Below are 20,217 nucleotides of genomic sequence, written 5' to 3'. Positions count from 1 at the left end.
GGTAAGTCGATGCCTGCCGGGGAATTTGCGCGAAAGGGATGAGGCCCCGAGCGCGACTTGTCAGGGCCCCACACTTTCCCGCTCTCCCGCCGGGTCAGCCGGCCAGGCCGGCCATCCAGCTCTCGACCTCGTCGGGGTGGCGCGGCAGCCCGGCCGACATGAGGCGGGCGCCGTCGGCGGTGACGACGAGGTCGTCCTCGATGCGCACGCCGATGCCGCGCAGCTCCGGCGGGAGGGTCAGGTCGTCCGGCTGCAGGTACAGGCCGGGCTCGACGGTGAGCACCTGGCCCTCCTCCAGCACGCCGTCCAGGTAGACCTCCGCGCGGGCCCGGGCGCAGTCGTGCACGTCCATGCCGAGCATGTGGCCGCTGCTGCACAGGGTGTAGCGGCGGTACAGGCCGCTGCCGGGCTCCATCGCCTCGTCGGGGCTGATCTTAAGCACGCCCCAGTCGTGCAGCCCCTCGGCGATGACCCGCATGGCGGCCTGGTGGAAGTCGCGGAAGCGCGCGCCCGGCCGCAGTGTGGCGATGGCCGCGTTCTGCGCCTCGTAGACCAGCTCGTAGACCTGGCGCTGGACGGGGCTGAAGCGGCCCGACAGCGGCAGGGTCCGGGTGATGTCGGCGGTGTAGAGGTTGTCGGTCTCCACTCCGGCGTCCAGCAGCAGCAGGTCGCCGGAGTCCAGGCGGCCGTCGTTGCGGATCCAGTGCAGCACGCACGCGTGGGCGCCGGAGGCCACGATGCTGTCGTAGCCGCCTCCGTTGCCCTCCAGGCGGGCGCGCAGGCCGAAGACGCCCTCCAGGTAGCGCTCGCCGCGCGGGTGGGGCAGGGCGGCGGGCAGCGCCCGCACCACGTCCTCGAACCCGCGGACGGTGGCGTCCACCGAGAACTGCAGCTCGGCGACCTCCCACTCGTCCTTGACCAGCCGCATCTCCGACAGGAACGCCTCCAGCTCGGCGTCGCCGTCGTGCGGCGCGACCCGGGTGTCGACGGAGGCGTCCACCCCGCGCAGCACCCGGGCGGGCCCGCCCAGCGCCTCGTCGAGCCGGTCGATCGGCGCGCAGCCGACCTGGTAGAGCGCCTCGGCCTCGGCCAGGTCGAGGCGGCGGCCCACCCAGAACTCGCCGTAGCGGCGGTCCCGGTAGAACTCCTGCCCGGCGGTCCCCGGCGCCGAGCGCGGCGAGCGCGGGCGCAGGAAGAGCCGCGCCTCCCCGGACGGCTCTACGACCAGGACGTCGTCGGGTTCCTGGTCGCCGGTCAGGTAGGTGAACGCGCTGTGCGACCGGAAGCGGTAGTCGCTGTCGTTGCTGCGGACCTTCAGGGTCCCCGAGGGGATGACGAGCCGCTCGCCGGGGAAGCGGGCGGCGAGCGCCGCGCGCCGCTTGGCCGTGTAGGCCGCGAGCGGCAGCGGGGCCAGGTCGCCGCGGCGGGTGTCGGCCCACCCGGTCTCCATGAAGGCCGCCAGGGCGTCGGAGACCGGCAGGTCGTGGCTGCCGGTGTTCAACTTGTCGGTCATTTCCGAAGGATACGGCCCGCACCGCCCCGGGGAGGGCGGCGCGGGCCGTAGGGTGACCGGCCCGGAGGCAGGCGGCCGGTCCGGGAGCCGGTGGCAGGTGGCCGGTCCGGGAGCCGGTGCGGGCCGTACGGTGGCCGGGGCGGCGGTCCGGGCCGGGCCGGGTCAGCCGCCGGAGGGGACCTGGTAGTCCTTGACGATGTCGGCCGTGAACGGCTCCTTGACGGTGACGGAGCCGCCCAGGGCCTCCTTGTCCGGCTTGACGACGTAGGACCGCAGGGAGGCGGGCTTGTCGAACACGGTGAAGTCCATGGTCCCGCCGTACTGCTCGCCCCAGGCGTTCTGGCCGCGGTGCGCGGCGACCACGCCGGCCCGGGTGAGGTCCTTGCCCTCGCAGGCCTTCTTGAGCGCGTCGACCACGATGCCCGCGGCGGTGTAGCCGGCGGAGACGCCGCTGTCGATCGCGTCGCCCGGGTACTTGGCCTTGTAGTCCTCGCCCAGCTTCTTGATGGCGGGCAGCTCCGAGCTCATCGGGGCGCCCGCGGTCACGTACTCGAAGGCGGCCAGCAGCGCCGGGCCCGCCGGGGTGGGCAGCAGCTGCGGGGAGTAGGCCGAGTTGCTGCCGAGGAACGGCACCTTCATGCCGCCGGCCAGGGCGACGCCGACGAGGGAGGCGGTCTGCCGGGGGCCGACGGAGACGAGGATCGCCTTGACCCCGGCCTTCTTGAACGCCGCGACCTGGGCGGTCATGTCCTGGTCGGTCGCCTTGATCTTCTGCTCCACGAGCTTCAGGCCGAGCTTGTCGGCGGCGAACTTGGAGCCGTTGAGCGCGGTCTCGCCGTAGTCGCCCTCGAAGTACAGGTGCCCGATGGAGTCGCCGGACTTGATGCCCTTCTCCTTCACCAGGTACTCGACACCGTTGATCATGTCGATGTCGTAGGTGGTCCCGGTGACCTGGATCGGCTCGCTGCCGAGCAGGTGGGTGGCCCAGGCCTGCGGGATGGTGAGCATCTGGTCGGTCTCGATGCGCTGCTTGACCGCGTTGACCATGGGGGAGCCGACGACGTGGGCGAGCGCGACCGACTTCGGGCCGATCTCGGTGTAGGCGGCCACGGCCTTCTGCACGTCGTAGCCGTGGTCGCGGACGATCGACTCCAGCTTCCGGCCGCAGATGCCGCCGGCCTGGTTGACCTGCTCGAAGTAGAGCTGCTGGGCGTTGGTCAGGCTCTTGCCGAACGAGGCGTAGGGCCCGGTCAGGTCGGTGATCATGCCGATCGTGATGGCGTCGGCGGTCACGCCGGGTCCGGTCTTCACCCCGTCGGCGGAGGCGGCGGCGCCGCCCCCGCCTCCGCCGGTGGCCTTCTCGCTGGCGCACGCGGTGACGGCCAGCGCCAGGACCGCCGCGGCGGCGAGTCCTCGGGTGCTCCGTGGGATTCTCATGTCAGTTCCTCGTCTCGGGGGTGGGCGTGAGAGCGTGCTTGACGGGCGCGGCGGGCACCGCGCGCCGGGCGAGGCGGAGGCGGGCCCTGGTGAACAGGCCGAACAGCCCGCCGGGCAGGAAGAGGACCACGACGACGACGGCGAGGCCGTACAGGATCTGGGCGGCCTCCGCGGCCCCGATCCCCTCCTGGCCGGTGGGCGCCACCAGGGGCAGCGCGTCGCTGTAGCGGGTGAACAGCGAGGGCAGCATGGACACGAAGAACGCGCCGATCACCGCTCCCGCGACCGAGCCCAGCCCGCCGATGATGATCATCGCGAGGTAGGACAGGGCCAGGATGAGGCCGAAGTAGTCCGGCACGGTCTGCCGGAAGACCAGGGCGATCAGCACGCCGGCGAGCCCGCCGTACATCGACGAGAGCACGAACACGCCGGCGCGGTAGCGGGTCACCGGGACGCCCATCACCCCGGCGGCGATCTCGTGGTCGCGGATGGTGTTCATGGCCCGCCCCGGGCGGCCCCGCAGCACGCCGCGGGCGAACAGCCCCGCGCCGACCAGGAGGACGACGCCGAGGAACCAGAGCCGCTCCAGCGCGCCGAACGGCACCCCGGCGATCACCAGGGGCTCCGGCGTGTCGGTGAAGGCGAACCCGAACAGCTCCATCGGCGGCACCGGCCGGCCGTTGTGGCCGCCCGTCACCGGGGTGGCGTTGGACATCACGAAGTGGCCGATGAAGATCAGCGCCAGGGTGGCGATGCCGAGGTAGGCGCCCTTCAGGCGGCCGGCGATGGGGCTGAAGAGGCCGCCCGCGACGCCCGCCAGCAGCACCGCGAGCACCGCCGCCAGGGGGGTGGGCAGGCCCAGCCCGCCGAACTCGCCGTCCTGGCCGGGCACGGAGGCGAAGTAGACGTAGCCGAAGGCGCCGACCGCCAGGAAGAACGCGTGGCCCATGGAGAGCTGGCCGGTGGCGCCGGTCAGCAGGTTGAGGCCGATGGCGCCGATCGCCGCCGCCATCGCGAAGAGGCCGTCCTGCAGCCAGATGCCGTCCAGGTAGAACGGCGCGACGACGACGCCGGCGGCGACCAGGACCCACCAGAGGGGGGTGACGACCTTAGACACGGGCCAGCTCCTTCGTCCCGAACAGCCCCGCGGGGCGGATGAGCAGGACGATGATCATCACCAGGAACGGTGCGACGTCGCCGAGTCCCCGGCCCAGGAAGGACAGCTCCTCCTGGTAGCCGCCGACCAGCGACTCGGTGATGCCGATGATGAACCCGCCGGCGAGTGCGCCGCCGGTGGAGTCCAGGCCGCCGAGGATCGCCGCCGGGAAGGCCTTCATCGCCACGGCGGTCACGTTGCGGTCCAGGCCGGGCGTGGGGAATACGCACATGAACAGCGCGGCGACGGCGGCGAGCGCCCCGGCGACCGCCCAGGCCCCCATCGAGACCCGGCCGCGCCGCACGCCCATCAGGGCGGCGGTCTCGGAGTCCTCCGCGGTGGCGCGCATCGCCACCCCCCAGCTGGTGTACTTGAACGCCAGCAGGAACGCCGTGATCACGACGGCCGCCGCGACGAGCGCGGCGATCCGGGTGGCCGGGATGTTGACCGACCCCAGCTGCAGGACGTCGCTGCCCCACGGGTCGCCGAGTGCGAGCACCTCGGTGCCGAGCTGCCGGGTCAGCTCGGTGACCAGGATCAGGTCGACGCCGATCGTCACGATCGCCAGCACGCTGTGCGACAGGACGTTCGCCCGGCGGATGACCACGAACTCGATCAGGGCGCCCAGGACGGCCGCCCCGGCGACGCCGAGCAGCAGGGCGGCCCAGAACCCGACCAGCGGGTGCGTCTTGGCGATGACGAAGCCGCCGACCAGCAGCAGCGAGGCGTGCGCGAAGTTCACCACCTCGGTCGCCTTGAAGATGACGACGAACCCGAGGGCGATCAGCGCGTACACCGCGCCCACCGAGATCCCGCTCACCAGCAGTTCGATGAAAGTGCTCACGAAGCGGCCTCCTCGGTCTCGCTCGTCGCGCCCAGGTACGCCCGGATGACCTCCGGGTCGTTCTGGACCTTCTCCGGGGGGCCGTCGGCGATGAGCCTGCCGAAGTCCAGGACCGTCACGGCGTCGGCCAGGCGCATCACCATTCCCATGTCGTGCTCCACGAGCAGGATCGAGATCCCGAGGCTCTCGCGGACGGCCGCGATCAGCTCGGCCATGTCGCGCCGCTCGCCGCCGTTCATGCCGGCCACCGGCTCGTCGAGCATCAGCAGCCTGGGCTCCATGCACAGGGCCCGGGCCAGCTCGACGCGCTTCTGCACGCCGTACGCCAGCAGGCCCACGGGCACGTCCAGGCGCTCGGTGAGGCCCACGAACGCGGCGATCTCCTCCACCCGGGCGTTGTGCCGGGCGGCCTCCCTGCGGGCGGACGGCAGGCGCAGCCCGGCCGAGACGAACCCGGCGCGGGTCAGCCGGTGGCGCCCGAGCATCAGGTTGTCGCGTACCGACAGGTGCGGCGAGAGCGCGATGTTCTGGAAGGTGCGGGCCAGGCCCAGCCCGGCGATGCGGTGGGGGGCCAGGGCGGTCAGCTCGGCGTCACCGAAGCGCACGCTGCCGGAGGTGGCCTTGTAGACGCCCGACAGGACGTTGAAGCAGGTCGACTTGCCCGCGCCGTTGGGGCCGATGACCGCGTGCACGCTGCCCGGCTCGACGCTGAAGCCGACCGCGTCGAGCGCGGTGAGCCCGGCGAAGCGCACGGTGACGTCGCGGACCTCCAGCCGGGGGACGGAGGTCATACCGTCCGGTTGGTATGTGTCGCTCATGCGGACCGCCCGAGGGGTGCCGTGGAGGAGAGGGAGGGGGCCCCGGTCATGCCGACCACCTGCTCAGCGCGGGACGCCGGACGGCCGCGCCGCTGGGCAGGTCCTCGGCGTCACCGCCGACGCCCAGGTAGCGGCGGCGCACCTCGTCGCTGGCGGCGAGTTCGGCGGCCGGGCCGGACAGGGCGACCTCGCCGACCTCCAGCACGTAGGCGTGGGAGGCCAGGGACAGGGCCATGGCGGCGTTCTGCTCCACCAGGAGCACCGTCGTGCCCTGGGCGTTGATCTCCCGCACGGTCTCGGCGATCCGGGCCGCCATCAGCGGCGCCAGGCCGAGTGTGGGCTCGTCGAGCAGGAGAACCTCCGGGCAGGCCATCATCGCCCGGCCCATGGCGAGCATCTGCTGCTCCCCGCCGGACAGCAGGCCGGCGCGCTGGCGGGCCCGTTCGGCGAGCACCGGGAAGAGCTCCAGCACGCGCTCTCTGGCCTCGGCGGCGGACCTGCGGTCCCGCGCTCCGAGCGCGCCGGCCCGCAGGTTCTCCTCCACGGTCATCCGCGCGAAGACCCTGCGGCCCTCGGGGACCTGCACGACGCCGCGTGCGACGACGGCCGAGGTGGCCGCGCCGGACAGCTTCACGCCGTCGAGGGCCACCTCGCCCGAGGTGATCCCGCCGCGCTGGAAGCGGAGCGTTCCCGAGATGGCGCGCAGCAGCGTGGACTTGCCCGCGCCGTTGCCGCCGAGCACCGTCACGACCGCCCCGCGCGGCACGTCCAGGGAGATCCCGCGCAGGGCCGTCACGGGCCCGTAGTTCACCGCCAGATCCCTGACCGAGAGCCCGGAGGCTCCGGGCGGCCGGGGGTCGTGGACGTTCATATGCATGCCTCCTGACAACCGATGAACGCACCCAACCCACGCCGTCCAGCGGCGTCCAGAGGGCCGGGTGAAGTCGGGGCGGCCGCCCACGGAGGGGCGGTGCGGGTTGTGCTCCAGCACAACGCGGGATCACGAAACGAAACAGAACCTTGTTCCGCTCCCGGTGCGCTGACACCATGGCCCGATGGGGATCCGGACCGCCGACGACGACGAGGTGCGCAGGATCATGCGCCTGGCCGCGAGCCGGCTGCTGGAGCGGCTCCCCGAGCTCACCGACGAGCTCGTGGCCAGGACCCGCGACACCGACGAGGCCTATCGCAGGATGGTGCCCACCGACGACCACTGGCAGAGCGTGTACGAGGCCATGGAGACGGGCATCGGCGCGATCCTGCTGCCCCGGCCGGAGCGGCGGGACCTGCAGCAGGCGGAGCGCACGGCCCGCCGCCGCGCCGAGCAGGGCCTGCCGATGGACTCGCTGCTGCGCAGCTACCGGGTCTCCGCGCAGGTGATGTGGGACGGACTGGTCGGGGTCGTCGCCGAGGAGGAGCCCGACAGCCTCCCGGTGCTCATCCGCAGCGCCACCAAGGTGTGGCACGCCGTCGACCGGCAGGCCGTGGCCGCCGCCGAGTCCTACCGCAGGAGGGAGGCCGAGATGTTCGGCCGCACCGCCGAGCGGGTCCAGGCCCTGCTCGACGCCCTCCTGGAGGACCGGGCCGACGCCGCGCTGGTCCGCAGCGCCGCCGCGGCGCTGGACCTGCCGGAGCTCGGCCGCTACGCGGTCGTCATCACCCGGTTGCCCGGCCGCGGCGGCCACGCCGACGACGGCTCCCGCCCGGCGGGGCTGGGGGGCGTCCGGCTGCTGTGGCGGATGCGCCCCGACTACGAGGTGGCCGTCGCACTCCTGCACGACGAGGGCGTCGAGGAGCTGACCGAGGCCCTGCGCCCGCACGTCCTCGGCTGCGCCGGGATCAGCCCGGTGGTCGAGGGGCTGGCCGAGCTCGCCCAGGCCCGCCGGCTCGCCGAGCTCGCCCTGCGGACCTGCACGGGGGAGGGCCCCGAGATCGCCAGGCTGGAGGACCGGCTCCCCGCCGCGCTGGTGGTCAGCCAGCCCGAGCTCGCCGGCCACCTCAGCGCCGCGGTGCTCCGGCCCGTCCTGGCCCTCGACCCGGCCGACCGCGAGGTGCTGCTCGGCACCCTGGAGGCGTGGCTGCGCTGCGAGGGGTCGGCGATGCGGGCCGCCGGGCAGCTCTACTGCCACCGCAACACCGTCTTCAATCGCATCCGCAGGATCGAGCAGCTCACCGGCCGTTCGCTGGCCAGGCCGCTGGACATCGTCGAGCTCGCTCTGGCCCTGGACGCGGTCCGGCTGCTCCCGGTCGTCTGAGGTCCGCCCCCGAGGGCCGAGGTTTGCCGCCGAGGGTCGAGGTTTGCCGCCGCGGGCGCTTAGCCGTGAGCGAGGCGGGGCAATGTAAGGGGATACCCCCCGAGCGAGGCTGAAACCGAGGTGGTGCCAATGCTGATCGGCCGGATACTTCAGGGCAAGGGAACCAGAGTGGCGACCGTCCATCCGGACACGACCGTCACCCAGCTGCTGGGCGTCCTGGCGGACAACAACATCGGCGCCGCGGTGGTCTCCCCGGACGGCTCGTCGATCGCGGGCATCGTCTCCGAGCGCGACATCGTCCGGCGGCTCCACGACCGCGGCGCGCAGGTGCTCGACGGGCCCGTGTCGGCCATCATGACGACCGAGGTGCGCACCTGCTCCCCGGAGGACAACGCCGACGACCTCCGCCGGACCATGACCGACCACCGCATCCGGCACATCCCGGTGGTCTCCGGGGGCCGGTTGGCGGGGCTGGTCAGCATCGGCGACGTGGTCAAGAGCAGCATCGACGAGCTCGAGACGGAGAAGGCCTCCCTGGTCGACTACCTGCACCGCCGGTCGTAGGGCGCCCGCCGCCCGGCCCGGGGCGTACGGCGCGGCGGGACCGGGGGCCCGCCGCGGCGCGGGGCCGCGGGTCCGGGGCTCAGCCCGCGAGGTCCTTGAGGTCCTCGAGGTCCTCGAAGTCTCCGAGGCGCACCCGGTGGTGCGCCCAGCGGGCCAGCAGCGCGTCGTCGTGGCTGACGGCGAGCACACCCGCGCCGCTGCGCTCCCGGTAGGCCTCGACGACCGCGACCAGATGCGCCTGGGTGGAGGCGTCCAGCATGGTGGTCATCTCGTCGCAGACCAGGTAGCGCGGCTCCAGGGAGAGCGCCCGCGCCACGCACGCCCGCTGCAACTGCCCGTCGGACACCTCGTGCGGACGGCGGCCGAGCAGGTCGCCGGTGAGGCCCGCCTCGGCGGCCAGCGCGGCCACCCGGCCGGGGTCCGCCCGGCCCGCCGCGGCCAGCGGCTCGGCGATGATCTCGGTCAGGGTCAGGCGCGGGTCCACCGCCAGACGCGGCTGCTGGTAGAGCAGGGCGACCGCGGTGCGCAGACCGCGCGGGGCGCGCTGCCGCCAGCGCCGCACGGCCGACCCGTCCACCGTCACCGTGCCCGCGGCGGGCCGGAGCATCAGCGCCAGCACCCGGGCCAGCGTCGACTTGCCGCAGCCGCTGGGACCGGCCAGGCCGGTCACCCGGCCGGGTTCGACGGTGAGCGAGACACCGTCGAGCACGACCTGCCGGCCGTACCGGACGGTGACGTCACGGGCCTCAAGCACGGCGGTCCTCCGGGGCGCGGCGGGCGGCGGCACGGATCTCACGCACGGTCGTCCTCCAGGGGGTGGTGGCAGGCGACGCCGCCCGCCAGGGGCGGCGGCGCCGCGCAGGCTCCGCTCGCCGACGGGCAGCGCGGTGCGAAGGCGCAGCCGTCCGGCAGGCGGGTCAGCTCGGGCGGCATGCCGGGGATCGGGACGAACGCCCGGTCGGGCCGGGCGTTCACCAGCCCCGCGGCGTAGGGGTGGCGCGGCCGGTCCAGCACCCGCCCGGCGGGACCGGTCTCGACCAGGCGGCCGGCGTACATCACGGCGAGGTCGTCGGCGACCCGCTCGGCCGCCCGCAGGTCATGGGTGATCAGCAGGACGGCCCGGCCCTCGTCGCACAGCCCGCGCAGCGCCGCCATCGCCCGGTCGACCAGCGGCCGGTCCAGCCCGCCGGTCGGCTCGTCGGCCAGGATCAGCCACGGGTCCCCGGCCAGCGCCATCGCGTTGGCCACCCGCTGGGCCATGCCGCCGGACAGCTCGTGCGGATAGCGGTCGAGGTCGGCGGGGTGCAGGCCCTGCCGCAGCGCGAGCTCGTCGGCGCGTTCCCGCGGCCGCGCGTGCCCGAGCTCCCGCAGCGCCTCCTCCAGCTGCGCCCGCGCGGTGCGCACCGGGGTCAGGTGGGTGGCCGGGCTCTGCGGGATCAGCCCGACCGCCCGTCCGCGCACCCGCCGGGCCAGTACGGCCTCCGGAGCGCCGAGCAGGTCCAGCGAGCCGCCCGCGTGCTCCAGCCGCGCCCGCCCGGCGACCTCGGCGTTGCCGGGGAGCAGCCCGAGCAGCGCGTGGGCGAGCACGGACTTGCCGCAGCCCGACTCGCCCACCAGCGCCAGGCACCGTCCGGGGCGCACCTCGAAGGAGACCCCGGTGACCGCCCGCACGGTGGCGCCGGGCAGCCGGAAGGAGACGGTCAGCTCCTCCACCCTGAGCCGGTTTGCCCCGGCCGCGGCGAGGCCGTCCGCGGGAGAGCCCCCGCCCGGGACGGGGCCGTCCACCGGGGAGCCCCCGCCCGGGGCCGGCCCGGCCGCCCCGGGACTCCCGGCCGTCAGGGGGCCGTCGGAGGGGAGGTCCTTGCCGGGGGAGACGCTCGTGCTCAAAGGGACAGCTCCGATCGCAGCCGGGGGGTGAGCCGGTCGCGCCAGTGCTGGGCGAGCACGCCCAGCGCCAGCGTCGGCACCAGGATGAACAGGCCGGGCACCAGGCTGGACCACCAGTCTCCGGCGAGCAGGGACCGCTGGCCGTCGTTGATCATGTTGCCCAGCGAGGCCAGGTGCGGGGGGAGGCCGAGACCGAGGAAGCTCAGCGCGGTCTCGTGCCAGACCGCGTGCGGGACCATCAGCACCGCGGCCAGCAGCAGGTGCGGCGCCAGATGGGGCAGCAGGTGACGGCGGACCACCCGGGCCCGGCTCGCGCCGCCGGAGATCGCCGCCTCCACGAAGGGCCGCGAGCGCAGGGAGAGCACCTCGGAGCGGACGATCCGGGCCGCCGTCGTCCAGTGCGTGACGCCCACCGAGACGACCACCGCGACCGGGCTCGGGGCGAACAGGGCCACGATGAAGATGCCGAGCAGCAGGTGCGGCACCGAGGTGAAGCCGTCGACGAGCCGCATCAGCAGGCGGTCGGGCATGCCCCCGAGGCTGCCCGCGGCCAGCCCCACGAGGCCGCCGACGACCATGCTCGCCAGCGCGGCCACCAGGCCCACCAGGAAGGACACCCGCAGGCCGTAGACCGAGCGGAGCAGCACGTCCCGGCCGACCTGGTCGGTGCCGAGCGGGTGCGCCAGGGAGGGCGGCAGCCCCGCCGAGCGCAGGTCCACCAGCTGCTGGTCGAGCTGGGCCAGCGGTGGGACGAGCAGGACGGCCAGGCCCAGGGCCGTCAGGGCGGCCGCGGCGGCGCGCACCGGCCACCGGGATCCGGGCCGGGGCCGTCGGCGCGGCCGGGACGGTGCCGAGGACCCGGGCGGCGCCGGATCCGGGGGGCGCACCGGGGGAGCCGGGGACGGCGGAGGAACTGCGGCGGTCATGTCAGCCCACTCCCAGGGTGCGCACGCGGGGATCGGCGATCGTGTAGGCGATGTCGGCGAGGAGGTTGCCGCCCACCACGGCCAGGGTGCCGAGCAGGGTGAGCGCGGCGAGCAGCGGGAAGTCCACGGCGAGGGCCGCCTGCACCGAGGCCGAGGCGACGCCCGGCCAGGAGAAGACGGTCTCCACCAGGATCGCTCCGGTGACCAGCTCCGGGATCCGCGCGCCCAGGAGGGTGAGGAAGGGCAGCAGCGCCGAGCGGAGCGCGTGCCGGACGAGAACCGTCCGCTCCCGCAGGCCGCGGGCGCGGGCGCCGGTGACGAAGTCCTCCCGCAGGATGCCGACGACCGACTCGCGGACGTACAGCACGAGCCAGGACGACTGGGAGACCGCCAGCACCGTGACGGGGAGCACCATGTGCGCGGCCAGGTCGCCGAACTCCACGGTGGCGGACGCGGCGTCGGTCAGGCCGCCGGCCGGCAGCCAGCCCAGCCGCACCGAGAAGACCGAGATCGCCAGGAGGCCGAGCCAGAACACCGGGGCCGCCTCGTTCGCCAGCGCGCCCCCGGTGATGAGCCGGTCCAGCCGGGAGCCGCGCCGCCGGGCGGCGACCGTCCCGGCGACGAGGCTCCCGGCCAGCATCAGCACGATCGCCGCCGAGGTGGCGAGCAGCGTCCACGGCAGCCGCTCGGCGATCACCTGGCCGACCGGCAGGTGCAGCGACCGCGACTCGCCCAGGTCGCCCCGGAGGAGGTTGCCGAGCCACGTGGCGTACTGCTCCAGGACCGGCCGGTCGAGGCCCCAGTTGGCCCGGATCCGCTCGGCCACGGCCGGGTCGGTGACCACCGCCCGGTCCCCGAGGTACTGCCGGACCGGGTCGAATGGGGAGGCCTTGGCCAGGGCGAATATGCCGGCCGTCACCGCCAGCAGCAGCGGTGCGGCGAACGCCGCCCGCCAGGCCACCATGCGGGCGACCGCCCGTCCGAGCCCGTCGGACGGGCGGCGGCGGGGCGGGCGCGTGCCGGGGGCCGCCCGCTTCACGCCGCCGGTCTCGCCGCCGCTCTCGGGGCCGGGGGGCGTGCCGGGCCTCTCGGGGCCGGGGGCCGGCTGGCCGCCGGCCGTGGCGGGGAGCACTCCGCCGGTGTCCGGTGCGGGTCTCATGCGGCCGGCTTCCAGGTGTGGATGTCGCGGAACAGACCGCCGGTGGCGTGCTCGTGGGCGTCCACGCCGGGCCGCACGCCCTCGTACGCGCCGCGGACGACGTAGACGTGCTTGAGGAAGACCAGGTAGGTCCAGACCTCCTCGTCATGGACGATCTTCTGGAAGTCCAGGTAAGCCTGCCGCCGGACCGCGGGGTCCCCGGACCGCCGTCCGGTCTCCAGGAGCCTGTCCACCTCGGGATCGTCGTAGCCGCCCGGGTTGAAGAAGCCCCGGCGCGCATAAGAGCTGTGGAACAGCTCGTAGTTGACGTAGTCGGGATCGTACGGGCTGCCGTATCCCATGATCAGGGCGTCGGTGGACATGCGCGGCTCGATCGCGTCCCAGTCGAGTCCGGCGAGCCGGACGTCCACCCCGATCGCCTTGGCGTCGGAGGCCACCGCCAGCGCGAGCTCCTTGCGCAGGGAGTCGCCCGCCGGATACATCAGCGTGAACGCGGCGCGGACCTCGCCCTTGACCCGGACGCCGTCCTCGCCGGGGACCCAGCCGTCCTCCTGCAGGAGCCTGCGCGCGGCCGCGGGGTCACCCGCCGGGGCCCCGGTCACCGCCGGGTTGTGCCAGGAGGTGACGGGGGAGACCGGACCGAAGGCGGGGGCGCCCGCTCCGGCGAGGACGACGTCCACCATCGCCTGGCGGTCGACGGCCAGGCCGAGCGCGCGGCGGACCGCCCGGTCGCCGGTGACCGGACGGCCGAGGGGGAACATGATGCCCCGGTAGTCGGCACTGGGCACCTTGTGCACCGTGACGTCCGGCTGCCCCTCGAACCGGGCGGCGGCCTTGGGCGGCAGGATCACGGCGTCGAACTCTCCGGCGGACATCCGCGTCGCGCGGACGTTGTCGTCCTCGGCGAAGGCCAGCACCAGCCGGGAGAGGGCGGGCGGGCCCGTCCGGTAGTCGCGGTTCGCCTCCAGCACGACCTTGTCGCCGGGCGTCCTGGAGACGAACCGGTACGGTCCCGAACCGACGGGCCGGTCGCCGGTCAGCGGGTCGCCGGCGGGCACGATGCCCAGGGTGGCGCGCTGGACCAGCGGGGCGTAGGGGTGGGCGAGAGTGAACACGACGGTTAACCGGTCGGGGGCGTCCACCTTCTCGATCGCGGCGTAGTCGCCCCGGATCGGGGAGTTGTTGGCCCCGTCCAGCACGGCCTCGTAGGTGTATTCGACGTCGGCGCCGGTCACCGGCCTGCCGTCGTGGAACTTCAGTCCGTCGCGCAGGGTGAAGGAGACGGTCAGGCCGTCCGCCGAGACGGTCGGCGGGGCGGCGGCGACCGCGGGGGTGAGCGACAGGTCGGTCCCCCGGCTCATCAGCCCCTCGTAGATGAGGGAACCGCCGTCGGGGGCGTAGCCCATCACAGGGCTGAGGGTGTCGAACTCGGAGCCGAGGCCGATCACGAACGTGCCGTCGGCGGGCGCGGCCGGACCGGCGGAGGGGGCCGAGCAGGCGCCGGCCAGCAGACCGGACGTCACGAGCAGGGCGGCCAGGCGCCGGGCCAGCCTCATGTATCCCTCCCGGGGTCGGTGGAGCGCCCCGACAGTAACCTTGTTGCGAATCGCTTGCAACTGAGAGATGGATGCACCAGACCGTCGCGCGTAGACTGGCCGGACGCGACGCCCGGGAGGCCCGTTTGAAGCTCAAGCTGGATCTGCACCCCATCTACAACAGGGGCGGGGAGATCGACAAAGCGCTGCGGGGGATCATCGACGAGGCCATCAGGAAGCGGGCGACCGAGGTCGAGATCATCCCCGGGAAGGGGTCGGGCCAGCTCAAGAAGAAGGTCCTGCGCTTCCTGGACCAGAAGGAGATCAAGGCCCTGTACCACCGCATCGACAAGGACGCCAAGAACCACGGCCGCCTGTTCGTCTACTTCCGGCACAAGTAGGGTCCCCGGTCGCGGTGACGTCCGCCGTCGCCGTGCTCCGCCGGGGACCGGCGGACGTCATCCCGCCGAGGGCCCCAGGTCGTGCCGGAAGGCGTAGGCGACGGCCTGGGCCCGGTCCCGCAGGCCCGCCTTGGCGAAGAGGTTGTTGATGTGGGTCTTCACCGTCGCCTCGGAGATGAACAGCTCGCCCGCGATCTGGGCGTTGGAGCGCCCGGTCGCGATCAACCGCAGTGACCCATCGATCAGCTCGGCCCGCTCCCGCATGCCCATGAGCCCGTAGCCCCCGCCGGCCGGCGACAAGCCGCCCCGGGCTCCTCCGGTGTCGCGCACCTCCAGCTCGCACCAGTCGCCGCGGCGGCGCAGCGCCACCGAGACCGACGCGCCGGGCGCGTGCTTGCGCACGTTCGTCAGGGCTTCCTGCGCCGTCCGCGCCACGGCCAGCCGCGCCTGCGCCTCCAGCGCTTCCAGGTCCCCGGTGACCGACACCTCGCAGCCGGTGCCGGTCACCGACCGGAACTCGACCGTGAGCCGCTCCAGCCGTTCGGCCAGCGGCAGTTCCGGCCCGCGCAGCGCGTCGAGGGCCCGGCGGGTCTCCTCCAGGCCCGTCCGGGCGAGCCGTAAGGCGCGGTTGACCCGGTCCAGCGCCTCCGCCGGGTCGCTCCCGCGCTCCAGCAGCAGCCGCGCGCCCTCCAGGTGCAGGATCTGCGCGGACTGCGAGTGCGCCAGCACGTCGTGGATCTCCCTGGCCAGCCTGGTCCGCTCGGCGAGTACGGCCTCGCCCGCCCGCGCCTCGACCAGTTCCGCGGTCCGGAGGCGGGTGACCAGGAGCTGCCGCACCAGGAACACGAAGACCGTCGAGTAGGTCAGACCCAGCAGGTTCGCGATGACGGCCGGGGCCTGGACCCCGCCCAGGAGGGCGACGCCGGCGAAGCCGGCCGCGTCCAGCAGCACCAGTGCCACGGCGGAGCGGATCCCGGTGCGGAACGGAGCGGCGTAGATCACGAAGTACAGGAACTCCATGCCCTCGTAGGGGGCGGCCAGGTGGAGGCAGAGTCCGCCGGGCAGGGACAGAGCGAGCATCGCGGCGTTGCTCCTACGCTTGAGAAACGACACGGCGTCGGCGCCGGAATGGCGGGCCTGTTCGCGCTCAGCAGCGTGGTCGAACTGACCACCACCGCCCCCATCCTGGCCCTCATGCTCGGTCTGGCCGTCGGCATCGACTACTCGCTGTTCATCACCTCCCGGCACCGGCAGAACCTCGCCGACGGCCTGGAGCCCGAGGAGGCCGCCGCGCGCGCCGTCGGCACCGCCGGATCGGCCGTCGTCTTCGCCGGGGCCACCGTGGTCATCGCGCTCGCGGGCCTGGTCGTGGTGGGCATCCCGTTCCTGAGCATCATGGGCCTGGCCGCCGCGGGCACCGTGGCCGTCGCCGTGCTGGTGGCTGCCCCGCTGGCTGAACCGCGCCCTGCCCGACGTCGACATCGAGGGCGAGCGGCTCCATGCCCACCTCGACCGGGAGGCGGTGAAGGTCCCCGCAGGCGTCTGACCCCGGGCGGGTCCCGCATGGCGGAGCCGGGAGGACTCCCGGCTCTCCGGTCGTCCGGGCGGAATCGGCTTCGCCAGGGCCCGTCGGCCCGATCGTCCCGTTCGGTGCTCACGCGGGGCGGCGCTGCAGGTGCTCGGCGGCCAGCAGTTCTCGCCCGCGCACGTCGGAGACGAGCCCGGGGTCGATGGTCTCACCTCGCCGGAGCACACTGACGGCGCCGGTCCGTTCGAGGATCACGACGGCGACGTCGTCGTATCGGTGGACGGCTGCCAGCCGCAGCTTCTGACGCAGTTCGTCCTCGACGATCTGGGCCTTGCGCAGGTTGTCGTGCAGGACGGTGCCGTTGACCATGAGCAGCAGCGGAAGGGTGTTCAGTGAGCGGTCCAGCCGCCTGTTGCGGCGGATGAGCCCGAACGTCGTCTGCAGGGCGAAGAGGGTGACCATGCCGAGCAGACCGGCGGGCAGGGTGGGGGAGGGGCCCAGGGCGGTGCGGCCCATGACCGCGCCGAGCGCGATCAGGGCGGCGAAGTCGAAGCTCGACATGGCCGCCAGCGCCCGCTGCCCGACGAGTTTGACAAGGAGGAGGAAGGCCACGTAGACGCAGAGGGTGGACACGACGACCGTGATCACCTCTGTCCAGGTCAGTTCCAACCACATCGCTCGGCTCTCCTGCCGTCAAGCTCGATCACCGTCTCCGCCGAGGCGGGCGTGCTCCGCGAACCGGATGTGAATTCCCAGCGGCGGGTAACGGCAGACGCCGGACACGGGCGGGATGTCACCATGCGTCTTCCGGCAGGGAGAGGCGGACCCGGGGCGATCCGCGCGGCGGTACCCGGCCCGTCACCTCAGTTCGGCCAGGACCTGGACGGTACACCGGGCGGCGGCCCGGTGACGGCCGTGTGGTTGGGTGGCGGATGTGATCGTCGGGGAGATGCTGGGGCTGGCCGGGGTGGGGGTGCTGGCCGGTGTGGTCAGCACGGTGGTGAGCCTGGCGTCCGTGATCTCCTATCCGGCGCTGCTGGCGTTCGGCCTGTCCCCGCTGAGCGCGAACGTCACCAACACCGTGGCCCTCGTCTTCACCGGCCTGGGGGCGGCTGCCGGGTCGCGGCCCGAGCTCGCGGGCCAGGGCGGACGGGTGCTGCGCCTGGGGTGGGTCACCGCGCTGGGCGGGGCGGCGGGCGCCGGGCTGCTGCTGACGACCCCGCCCCAGGCCTTCGAGGCGGTCGCGCCCTGGCTCATCGCGGGCGCCTCTCTCCTGCTGCTCCGCCCGCCGCGCCCAGGCGGGCCACGCGAGCGGAACGGGCCGGCCGGGCCGGGTGCGCCTGCCGGATCGGGCGGACGCGGAACGGGGAGGGCGGACCGCGGGCCCGGCGAGGACGGCGGGGGCCACGCGGCGGAACGCGGCTGGGCCGCGCGGGCGGCACTGTTCGCGGTCGCGGTCTATGTCGGCTACTTCGGGGCCGCCGGGGGGATCCTCATGTTCGCGGTGCTCGGCGCCGTGCTGCACCAGCCCGCGGTCAAGGTCAACGCCGTCAAGAACGTGGTCTCCGCGCTCGCCAACGCGGTGGCCGCCCTCGGCTTCGCGCTCTTCGGGCCGGTCGAGTGGGCGGCCGCCGTACCGCTCGCCGCGGGGTTCCTGGCCGGCGGCTGGATCGGCCCGGCGATCGCCCGGCGGCTGCCCGGGCAGTCGCTCCGGTTCGTCGCCGCCGCCTGCGGCCTGGCGGTCGCGGTCAAGCTGGGGGTGGAGACCTACCGGACCTGAGGTCCCGGACCGGACACCGAAGCTCTGATCCGCATCGAATGGCCATTTCTCTATATTTCCGTTTATTGTAAATCATGAAGACTTTCGAGGGCCTCCTTTGGGGGACTCTTCGTGAGAAAAGGCGGTTTCGGGTCCATCGGTCCGGCCCCTTATCGGGACGGACCGCCTACGGGGTGATATCGCCCTCGAATGCTTTTATATGCGCGGCGATCTGCACTTTCTGCAAAAAACTGCGATTTTGAAAATGGGTATTTGCATTCCCGTGGTCATGGCGTAACTTCCTCTTTGTAATCCTGTCCGTCATCGAAGGGCCATCTATGACGACGGAGATCGCGGAGACGCCGATCTCGAAAGCCATCGACAGAGTGCGGCGGAAGGTGGACGCCAGGCTGGTCCGGTTCCTGGACGCGCATCTCTCCCCCGTGGACGACCCGGACGTGATCGAGGGGTACCGGCAGCTGCGGGAATTCGTGGTCGCGGGCGGAAAGCGGATCCGGCCGATCCTGTGCTACTGGGGCTGGCACGGCGCCGGAGGCGGGGCCCAGGAGGAGGGACCCGTGATCGACGCGGGTGCGGCGCTGGAGCTCTGCCACGCCGGTCTGCTCGTCCACGACGACGTCATGGACGGCAGCGACACGCGCCGGGGCCGCCCGACGCTCCACCGCAGCCTCGCCGGCCCCGCCCGGCCGCCCGGCGCGCAGGCGTTCGGCGGCTCCGCCGCGATCCTGCTGGGCGTGCTCGCCCAGGCCTGGGCGGACGAGCTGCTGACCGGCGTCGAGGTGGGCCAGGCCCGTACGCACGCGGCCCGGATGCTGTTCAGCCGGATGCGCCTGGAGGTGATCTCCGGACAGTACCTCGACATCCTGGCGGGCATGGGGGAGGAGGCGAGTGTCGAGCGGGCCCTGCGGGTGGTGCGATACAAGACGGCCAAGTACACCGTCGAGCGTCCGCTGCAGATCGGCGGGGTGCTCGCCGGAGCCGATCCCTCTCTGCTGGAGGCGTACTCCCGGTTCGGGCTGCCGCTGGGAGAGGCGTTCCAGCTGCGTGATGACATCCTGGGTGTCTTCGGCGACACCTCGGTGACCGGCAAGCCGGTCATCGACGACCTGCGGGAGGGGAAGCGGACCGTGCTGATCGCGCACGCGTTCGCCCGCGCCCGGGGCCCGCAACGCGACCGGCTCCGCACCTGGCACGGGGAACCCGGGCTGGACGAGCGGAACGCGGACGTGCTCCGGCAGATCATCGTGGACACCGGGGCACTCGCCCACGTCGAGTCACTGATCACGCGACGCGCCGACCAGGCGCTCGACGTGCTGCGCGAGGGTGTGATCCCTGCGCGGACCTGCGAGGCGCTGGCGCTGCTGGTCGACCGCCTGACCCGCCGGGTCGTGTAGGGGGACGGCACGGGGAGCGTCCCGTGCCGCGACATCCGCCGCCCCCGCGAACCCGACCTTCCGACTTCCCGCCCCTCGGTCTTTCCGACCTCCTGCCTGCCCGACTTCCTGCCTGCCCGACTTCCTGCCTGCCCGGCTGCCCGACTTCCCGCCTGCCCGACGTACCTCTCCGCTCCGCCGGGTTCCGACCACCGGAGCGGGACCGATTCCCCGGCAAACGGCCACCGGCCGAACACAGATGGGTGATGTGCGCCATGACCGAACCTGCGATCTCCACCGACTCCCGCGGCGACGCCGGCGAGCCCCACGAGAACCGCCTCAGCCTGGGCACCCGGGCCGCGCGCAACCTGGCCACGACGACCAAGACCCCGCCGCAGATGCAGGCGATCACCTCCCGGCACCTGCTGCGCCTGCTGCCGTGGGTGGAGGCCGTCGGCGGTGCCTACCGGGTCAACCGGCGGCTGACCTACCAGATCGCCGACGGCCGGGTGACCTTCGTCTCCACCGGCGCCCAGGTCAGGGTGATCTCCGCCGAGCTGTGCGAGCTCCCCGCCCTGCGCGGGTACGGCGACGCCGACGTGCTGGCGAGCCTCGCGGACCTGTTCGTCCAGCGGGAGTACGACCCCGGCCAGGTGATCGCGGAGGCGGGCACCCCGGTGGACGAGGTCTTCCTGCTGGCCCACGGCAAGGTCGGCAGGGTGGGCGAGGGACCCTACGGCGGCGAGGCGCTGCTGGGCGTGCTGGCCGACGGCGACTACTTCGGGGAGCAGGCGCTGGTGAGCGCGGACGCGACCTGGGAGCACACGGTCAGGGCGACCACCGCCTGCACGGTGCTCGCCCTGCCCCGGGAGGCCTACGAACGGCTCGCCGCGCGCTCGGAGAGCCTGCACGCGCACGTCCAGCGCTCCCAGGAGGACCCCGACCGGCCGCGGAACGCCTACGGGGAGGCGGAGATCGCGCTGACGGCGGGCCACCGGGGCGAGCCGGTGCTGCCGGGCACGTTCGTCGACTACGAGCTCG

General features: G+C 73.5%; 20 protein-coding genes. 7 read left to right on the top strand and 13 right to left on the bottom strand.

The genetic code is table 11. The features are described from left to right. Window positions 1-94: 94 nt before the first annotated feature. The 6 genes from IEZ06_RS10835 to IEZ06_RS10810 all read right to left on the bottom strand — a co-directional run bounded on the left by IEZ06_RS10835 (window position 95) and on the right by IEZ06_RS10810 (window position 6,639). A complete protein-coding gene (locus IEZ06_RS10835; protein ID WP_189236557.1) occupies window positions 95-1,513 on the bottom strand; it encodes an aminopeptidase P family protein in 1,419 nt (472 codons plus the stop codon). Between the two features lie 162 nt (window positions 1,514-1,675). Continuing rightward, entirely contained in the window at window positions 1,676-2,950 is a 1,275-nt protein-coding gene (locus IEZ06_RS10830; protein WP_189236556.1) for an ABC transporter substrate-binding protein, read from the bottom strand. 1 nt (window position 2,951) lies between these two features. Then, on the bottom strand, window positions 2,952-4,067 hold the full coding sequence (locus IEZ06_RS10825; RefSeq protein WP_189236555.1) for a branched-chain amino acid ABC transporter permease: 1,116 nt from the start codon (window positions 4,065-4,067) through the stop codon (window positions 2,952-2,954). Next, entirely contained in the window at window positions 4,060-4,950 is an 891-nt protein-coding gene (locus IEZ06_RS10820; RefSeq protein ID WP_189236554.1) for a branched-chain amino acid ABC transporter permease, read from the bottom strand. Before IEZ06_RS10820 ends, IEZ06_RS10825 begins: the two co-directional genes overlap by 8 nt. Further along, on the bottom strand, window positions 4,947-5,741 hold the full coding sequence (locus tag IEZ06_RS10815) for an ABC transporter ATP-binding protein (protein WP_189236553.1): 795 nt from the start codon (window positions 5,739-5,741) through the stop codon (window positions 4,947-4,949). Before IEZ06_RS10815 ends, IEZ06_RS10820 begins: the two co-directional genes overlap by 4 nt. Before the next feature lie 73 nt (window positions 5,742-5,814). Next, window positions 5,815-6,639, bottom strand: a complete 825-nt coding sequence (locus IEZ06_RS10810) for an ABC transporter ATP-binding protein (protein WP_189236552.1) — start codon at window positions 6,637-6,639, stop codon at window positions 5,815-5,817. A gap of 184 nt (window positions 6,640-6,823) precedes the next feature. Here IEZ06_RS10810 and IEZ06_RS10805 point away from each other — a divergent pair, with 184 nt between their 5' ends. Then, window positions 6,824-8,023: a PucR family transcriptional regulator gene (locus IEZ06_RS10805; RefSeq protein ID WP_189236551.1), complete on the top strand. Its 1,200-nt coding sequence runs from the start codon at window positions 6,824-6,826 to the stop codon at window positions 8,021-8,023. Window positions 8,024-8,152: 129 nt separating this feature from the next. Next, window positions 8,153-8,587 (top strand): CBS domain-containing protein, encoded by a 435-nt coding sequence (locus IEZ06_RS10800; RefSeq protein WP_189236550.1) that lies wholly within the window; start codon window positions 8,153-8,155, stop codon window positions 8,585-8,587. 79 nt (window positions 8,588-8,666) lie between these two features. Here the strand turns inward: IEZ06_RS10800 and IEZ06_RS10795 are convergent, their stop codons facing one another. The 5 genes from IEZ06_RS10795 to IEZ06_RS10775 all read right to left on the bottom strand — a co-directional run bounded on the left by IEZ06_RS10795 (window position 8,667) and on the right by IEZ06_RS10775 (window position 14,115). Continuing rightward, a complete protein-coding gene (locus IEZ06_RS10795; protein ID WP_189236549.1) occupies window positions 8,667-9,341 on the bottom strand; it encodes an ABC transporter ATP-binding protein in 675 nt (224 codons plus the stop codon). 38 nt (window positions 9,342-9,379) lie between these two features. Next, on the bottom strand, window positions 9,380-10,474 hold the full coding sequence (locus IEZ06_RS10790) for an ABC transporter ATP-binding protein (protein WP_229797935.1): 1,095 nt from the start codon (window positions 10,472-10,474) through the stop codon (window positions 9,380-9,382). Continuing rightward, a complete protein-coding gene (locus tag IEZ06_RS10785; RefSeq protein ID WP_229797933.1) occupies window positions 10,471-11,277 on the bottom strand; it encodes an ABC transporter permease in 807 nt (268 codons plus the stop codon). The genes IEZ06_RS10790 and IEZ06_RS10785 overlap by 4 nt, the downstream gene beginning before the upstream one ends. 124 nt (window positions 11,278-11,401) lie before the next feature. Next, complete coding sequence (locus tag IEZ06_RS10780; RefSeq protein ID WP_229797932.1) at window positions 11,402-12,559, bottom strand: ABC transporter permease; 1,158 nt, start codon at window positions 12,557-12,559, stop codon at window positions 11,402-11,404. Beyond that, window positions 12,556-14,115: an ABC transporter substrate-binding protein gene (locus tag IEZ06_RS10775; protein WP_189236547.1), complete on the bottom strand. Its 1,560-nt coding sequence runs from the start codon at window positions 14,113-14,115 to the stop codon at window positions 12,556-12,558. The genes IEZ06_RS10780 and IEZ06_RS10775 overlap by 4 nt, the downstream gene beginning before the upstream one ends. Before the next feature lie 125 nt (window positions 14,116-14,240). On the opposite strand from IEZ06_RS10775, the gene IEZ06_RS10770 reads away from it, so the two are divergent. After that, on the top strand, window positions 14,241-14,495 hold the full coding sequence (locus IEZ06_RS10770; RefSeq protein ID WP_068894057.1) for a Smr/MutS family protein: 255 nt from the start codon (window positions 14,241-14,243) through the stop codon (window positions 14,493-14,495). 57 nt (window positions 14,496-14,552) lie between these two features. On the opposite strand, the gene IEZ06_RS10765 is transcribed toward IEZ06_RS10770, so the two are convergent. Beyond that, complete coding sequence (locus IEZ06_RS10765) at window positions 14,553-15,575, bottom strand: helix-turn-helix transcriptional regulator (protein WP_203871727.1); 1,023 nt, start codon at window positions 15,573-15,575, stop codon at window positions 14,553-14,555. A gap of 48 nt (window positions 15,576-15,623) precedes the next feature. Here IEZ06_RS10765 and IEZ06_RS37620 point away from each other — a divergent pair, with 48 nt between their 5' ends. Beyond that, entirely contained in the window at window positions 15,624-16,253 is a 630-nt protein-coding gene (locus IEZ06_RS37620) for an MMPL family transporter (RefSeq protein WP_373293837.1), read from the top strand. Here IEZ06_RS37620 and IEZ06_RS10755 read toward each other — a convergent pair. Further along, window positions 16,150-16,698 carry a DUF421 domain-containing protein gene (locus IEZ06_RS10755; RefSeq protein WP_189236546.1) on the bottom strand — a complete coding sequence of 183 codons (549 nt, stop codon included), beginning with the start codon at window positions 16,696-16,698 and terminating at the stop codon, window positions 16,150-16,152. The genes IEZ06_RS37620 and IEZ06_RS10755 overlap by 104 nt on opposite strands. Window positions 16,699-16,948: 250 nt before the next feature. Between IEZ06_RS10755 and IEZ06_RS10750 the strand changes: the two genes are divergently transcribed. From IEZ06_RS10750 to IEZ06_RS10740, 3 genes are all read left to right on the top strand, one after another. Next, window positions 16,949-17,803: a sulfite exporter TauE/SafE family protein gene (locus tag IEZ06_RS10750; protein ID WP_229797931.1), complete on the top strand. Its 855-nt coding sequence runs from the start codon at window positions 16,949-16,951 to the stop codon at window positions 17,801-17,803. A 317-nt stretch (window positions 17,804-18,120) separates the two neighbouring features. Next, window positions 18,121-19,197 (top strand): polyprenyl synthetase family protein, encoded by a 1,077-nt coding sequence (locus IEZ06_RS10745; protein WP_189236545.1) that lies wholly within the window; start codon window positions 18,121-18,123, stop codon window positions 19,195-19,197. Window positions 19,198-19,451: 254 nt separating this feature from the next. After that, the coding region (locus IEZ06_RS10740) for a cyclic nucleotide-binding domain-containing protein (protein WP_189236544.1) at window positions 19,452-20,217 on the top strand (766 nt) is incomplete at its 3' end.

Origin of the sequence: Planomonospora antibiotica (genome assembly GCF_014647955.1) — a bacterium.
GTDB lineage: Bacteria > Actinomycetota > Actinomycetes > Streptosporangiales > Streptosporangiaceae > Planomonospora > Planomonospora parontospora.
Note: the sequence above shows the minus strand (reverse complement) of the source record. Positions and strands in the feature narration are given on the sequence as shown.

Bases quoted from the DNA above. Each gene is read 5' to 3' on its own strand.
- IEZ06_RS10835 (WP_189236557.1), bottom strand. From the start codon at position 1,513: ATGACCGACAAGTTGAACACCGGCAGCCACGACCTGCCGGTCTCCGAC.
- IEZ06_RS10830 (WP_189236556.1), bottom strand. From the start codon at position 2,950: ATGAGAATCCCACGGAGCACCCGAGGACTCGCCGCCGCGGCGGTCCTG.
- IEZ06_RS10815 (WP_189236553.1), bottom strand. From the start codon at position 5,741: ATGACCTCCGTCCCCCGGCTGGAGGTCCGCGACGTCACCGTGCGCTTC.
- IEZ06_RS10810 (WP_189236552.1), bottom strand. From the start codon at position 6,639: ATGAACGTCCACGACCCCCGGCCGCCCGGAGCCTCCGGGCTCTCGGTC.
- IEZ06_RS10805 (WP_189236551.1), top strand. From the start codon at position 6,824: ATGGGGATCCGGACCGCCGACGACGACGAGGTGCGCAGGATCATGCGC.
- IEZ06_RS10800 (WP_189236550.1), top strand. From the start codon at position 8,153: ATGCTGATCGGCCGGATACTTCAGGGCAAGGGAACCAGAGTGGCGACC.
- IEZ06_RS10780 (WP_229797932.1), bottom strand. From the start codon at position 12,559: ATGAGACCCGCACCGGACACCGGCGGAGTGCTCCCCGCCACGGCCGGC.
- IEZ06_RS10775 (WP_189236547.1), bottom strand. From the start codon at position 14,115: ATGAGGCTGGCCCGGCGCCTGGCCGCCCTGCTCGTGACGTCCGGTCTG.
- IEZ06_RS10765 (WP_203871727.1), bottom strand. From the start codon at position 15,575: ATGCTCGCTCTGTCCCTGCCCGGCGGACTCTGCCTCCACCTGGCCGCC.
- IEZ06_RS37620 (WP_373293837.1), top strand. From the start codon at position 15,624: ATGGCGGGCCTGTTCGCGCTCAGCAGCGTGGTCGAACTGACCACCACC.
- IEZ06_RS10755 (WP_189236546.1), bottom strand. From the start codon at position 16,698: ATGTGGTTGGAACTGACCTGGACAGAGGTGATCACGGTCGTCGTGTCC.
- IEZ06_RS10745 (WP_189236545.1), top strand. From the start codon at position 18,121: ATGACGACGGAGATCGCGGAGACGCCGATCTCGAAAGCCATCGACAGA.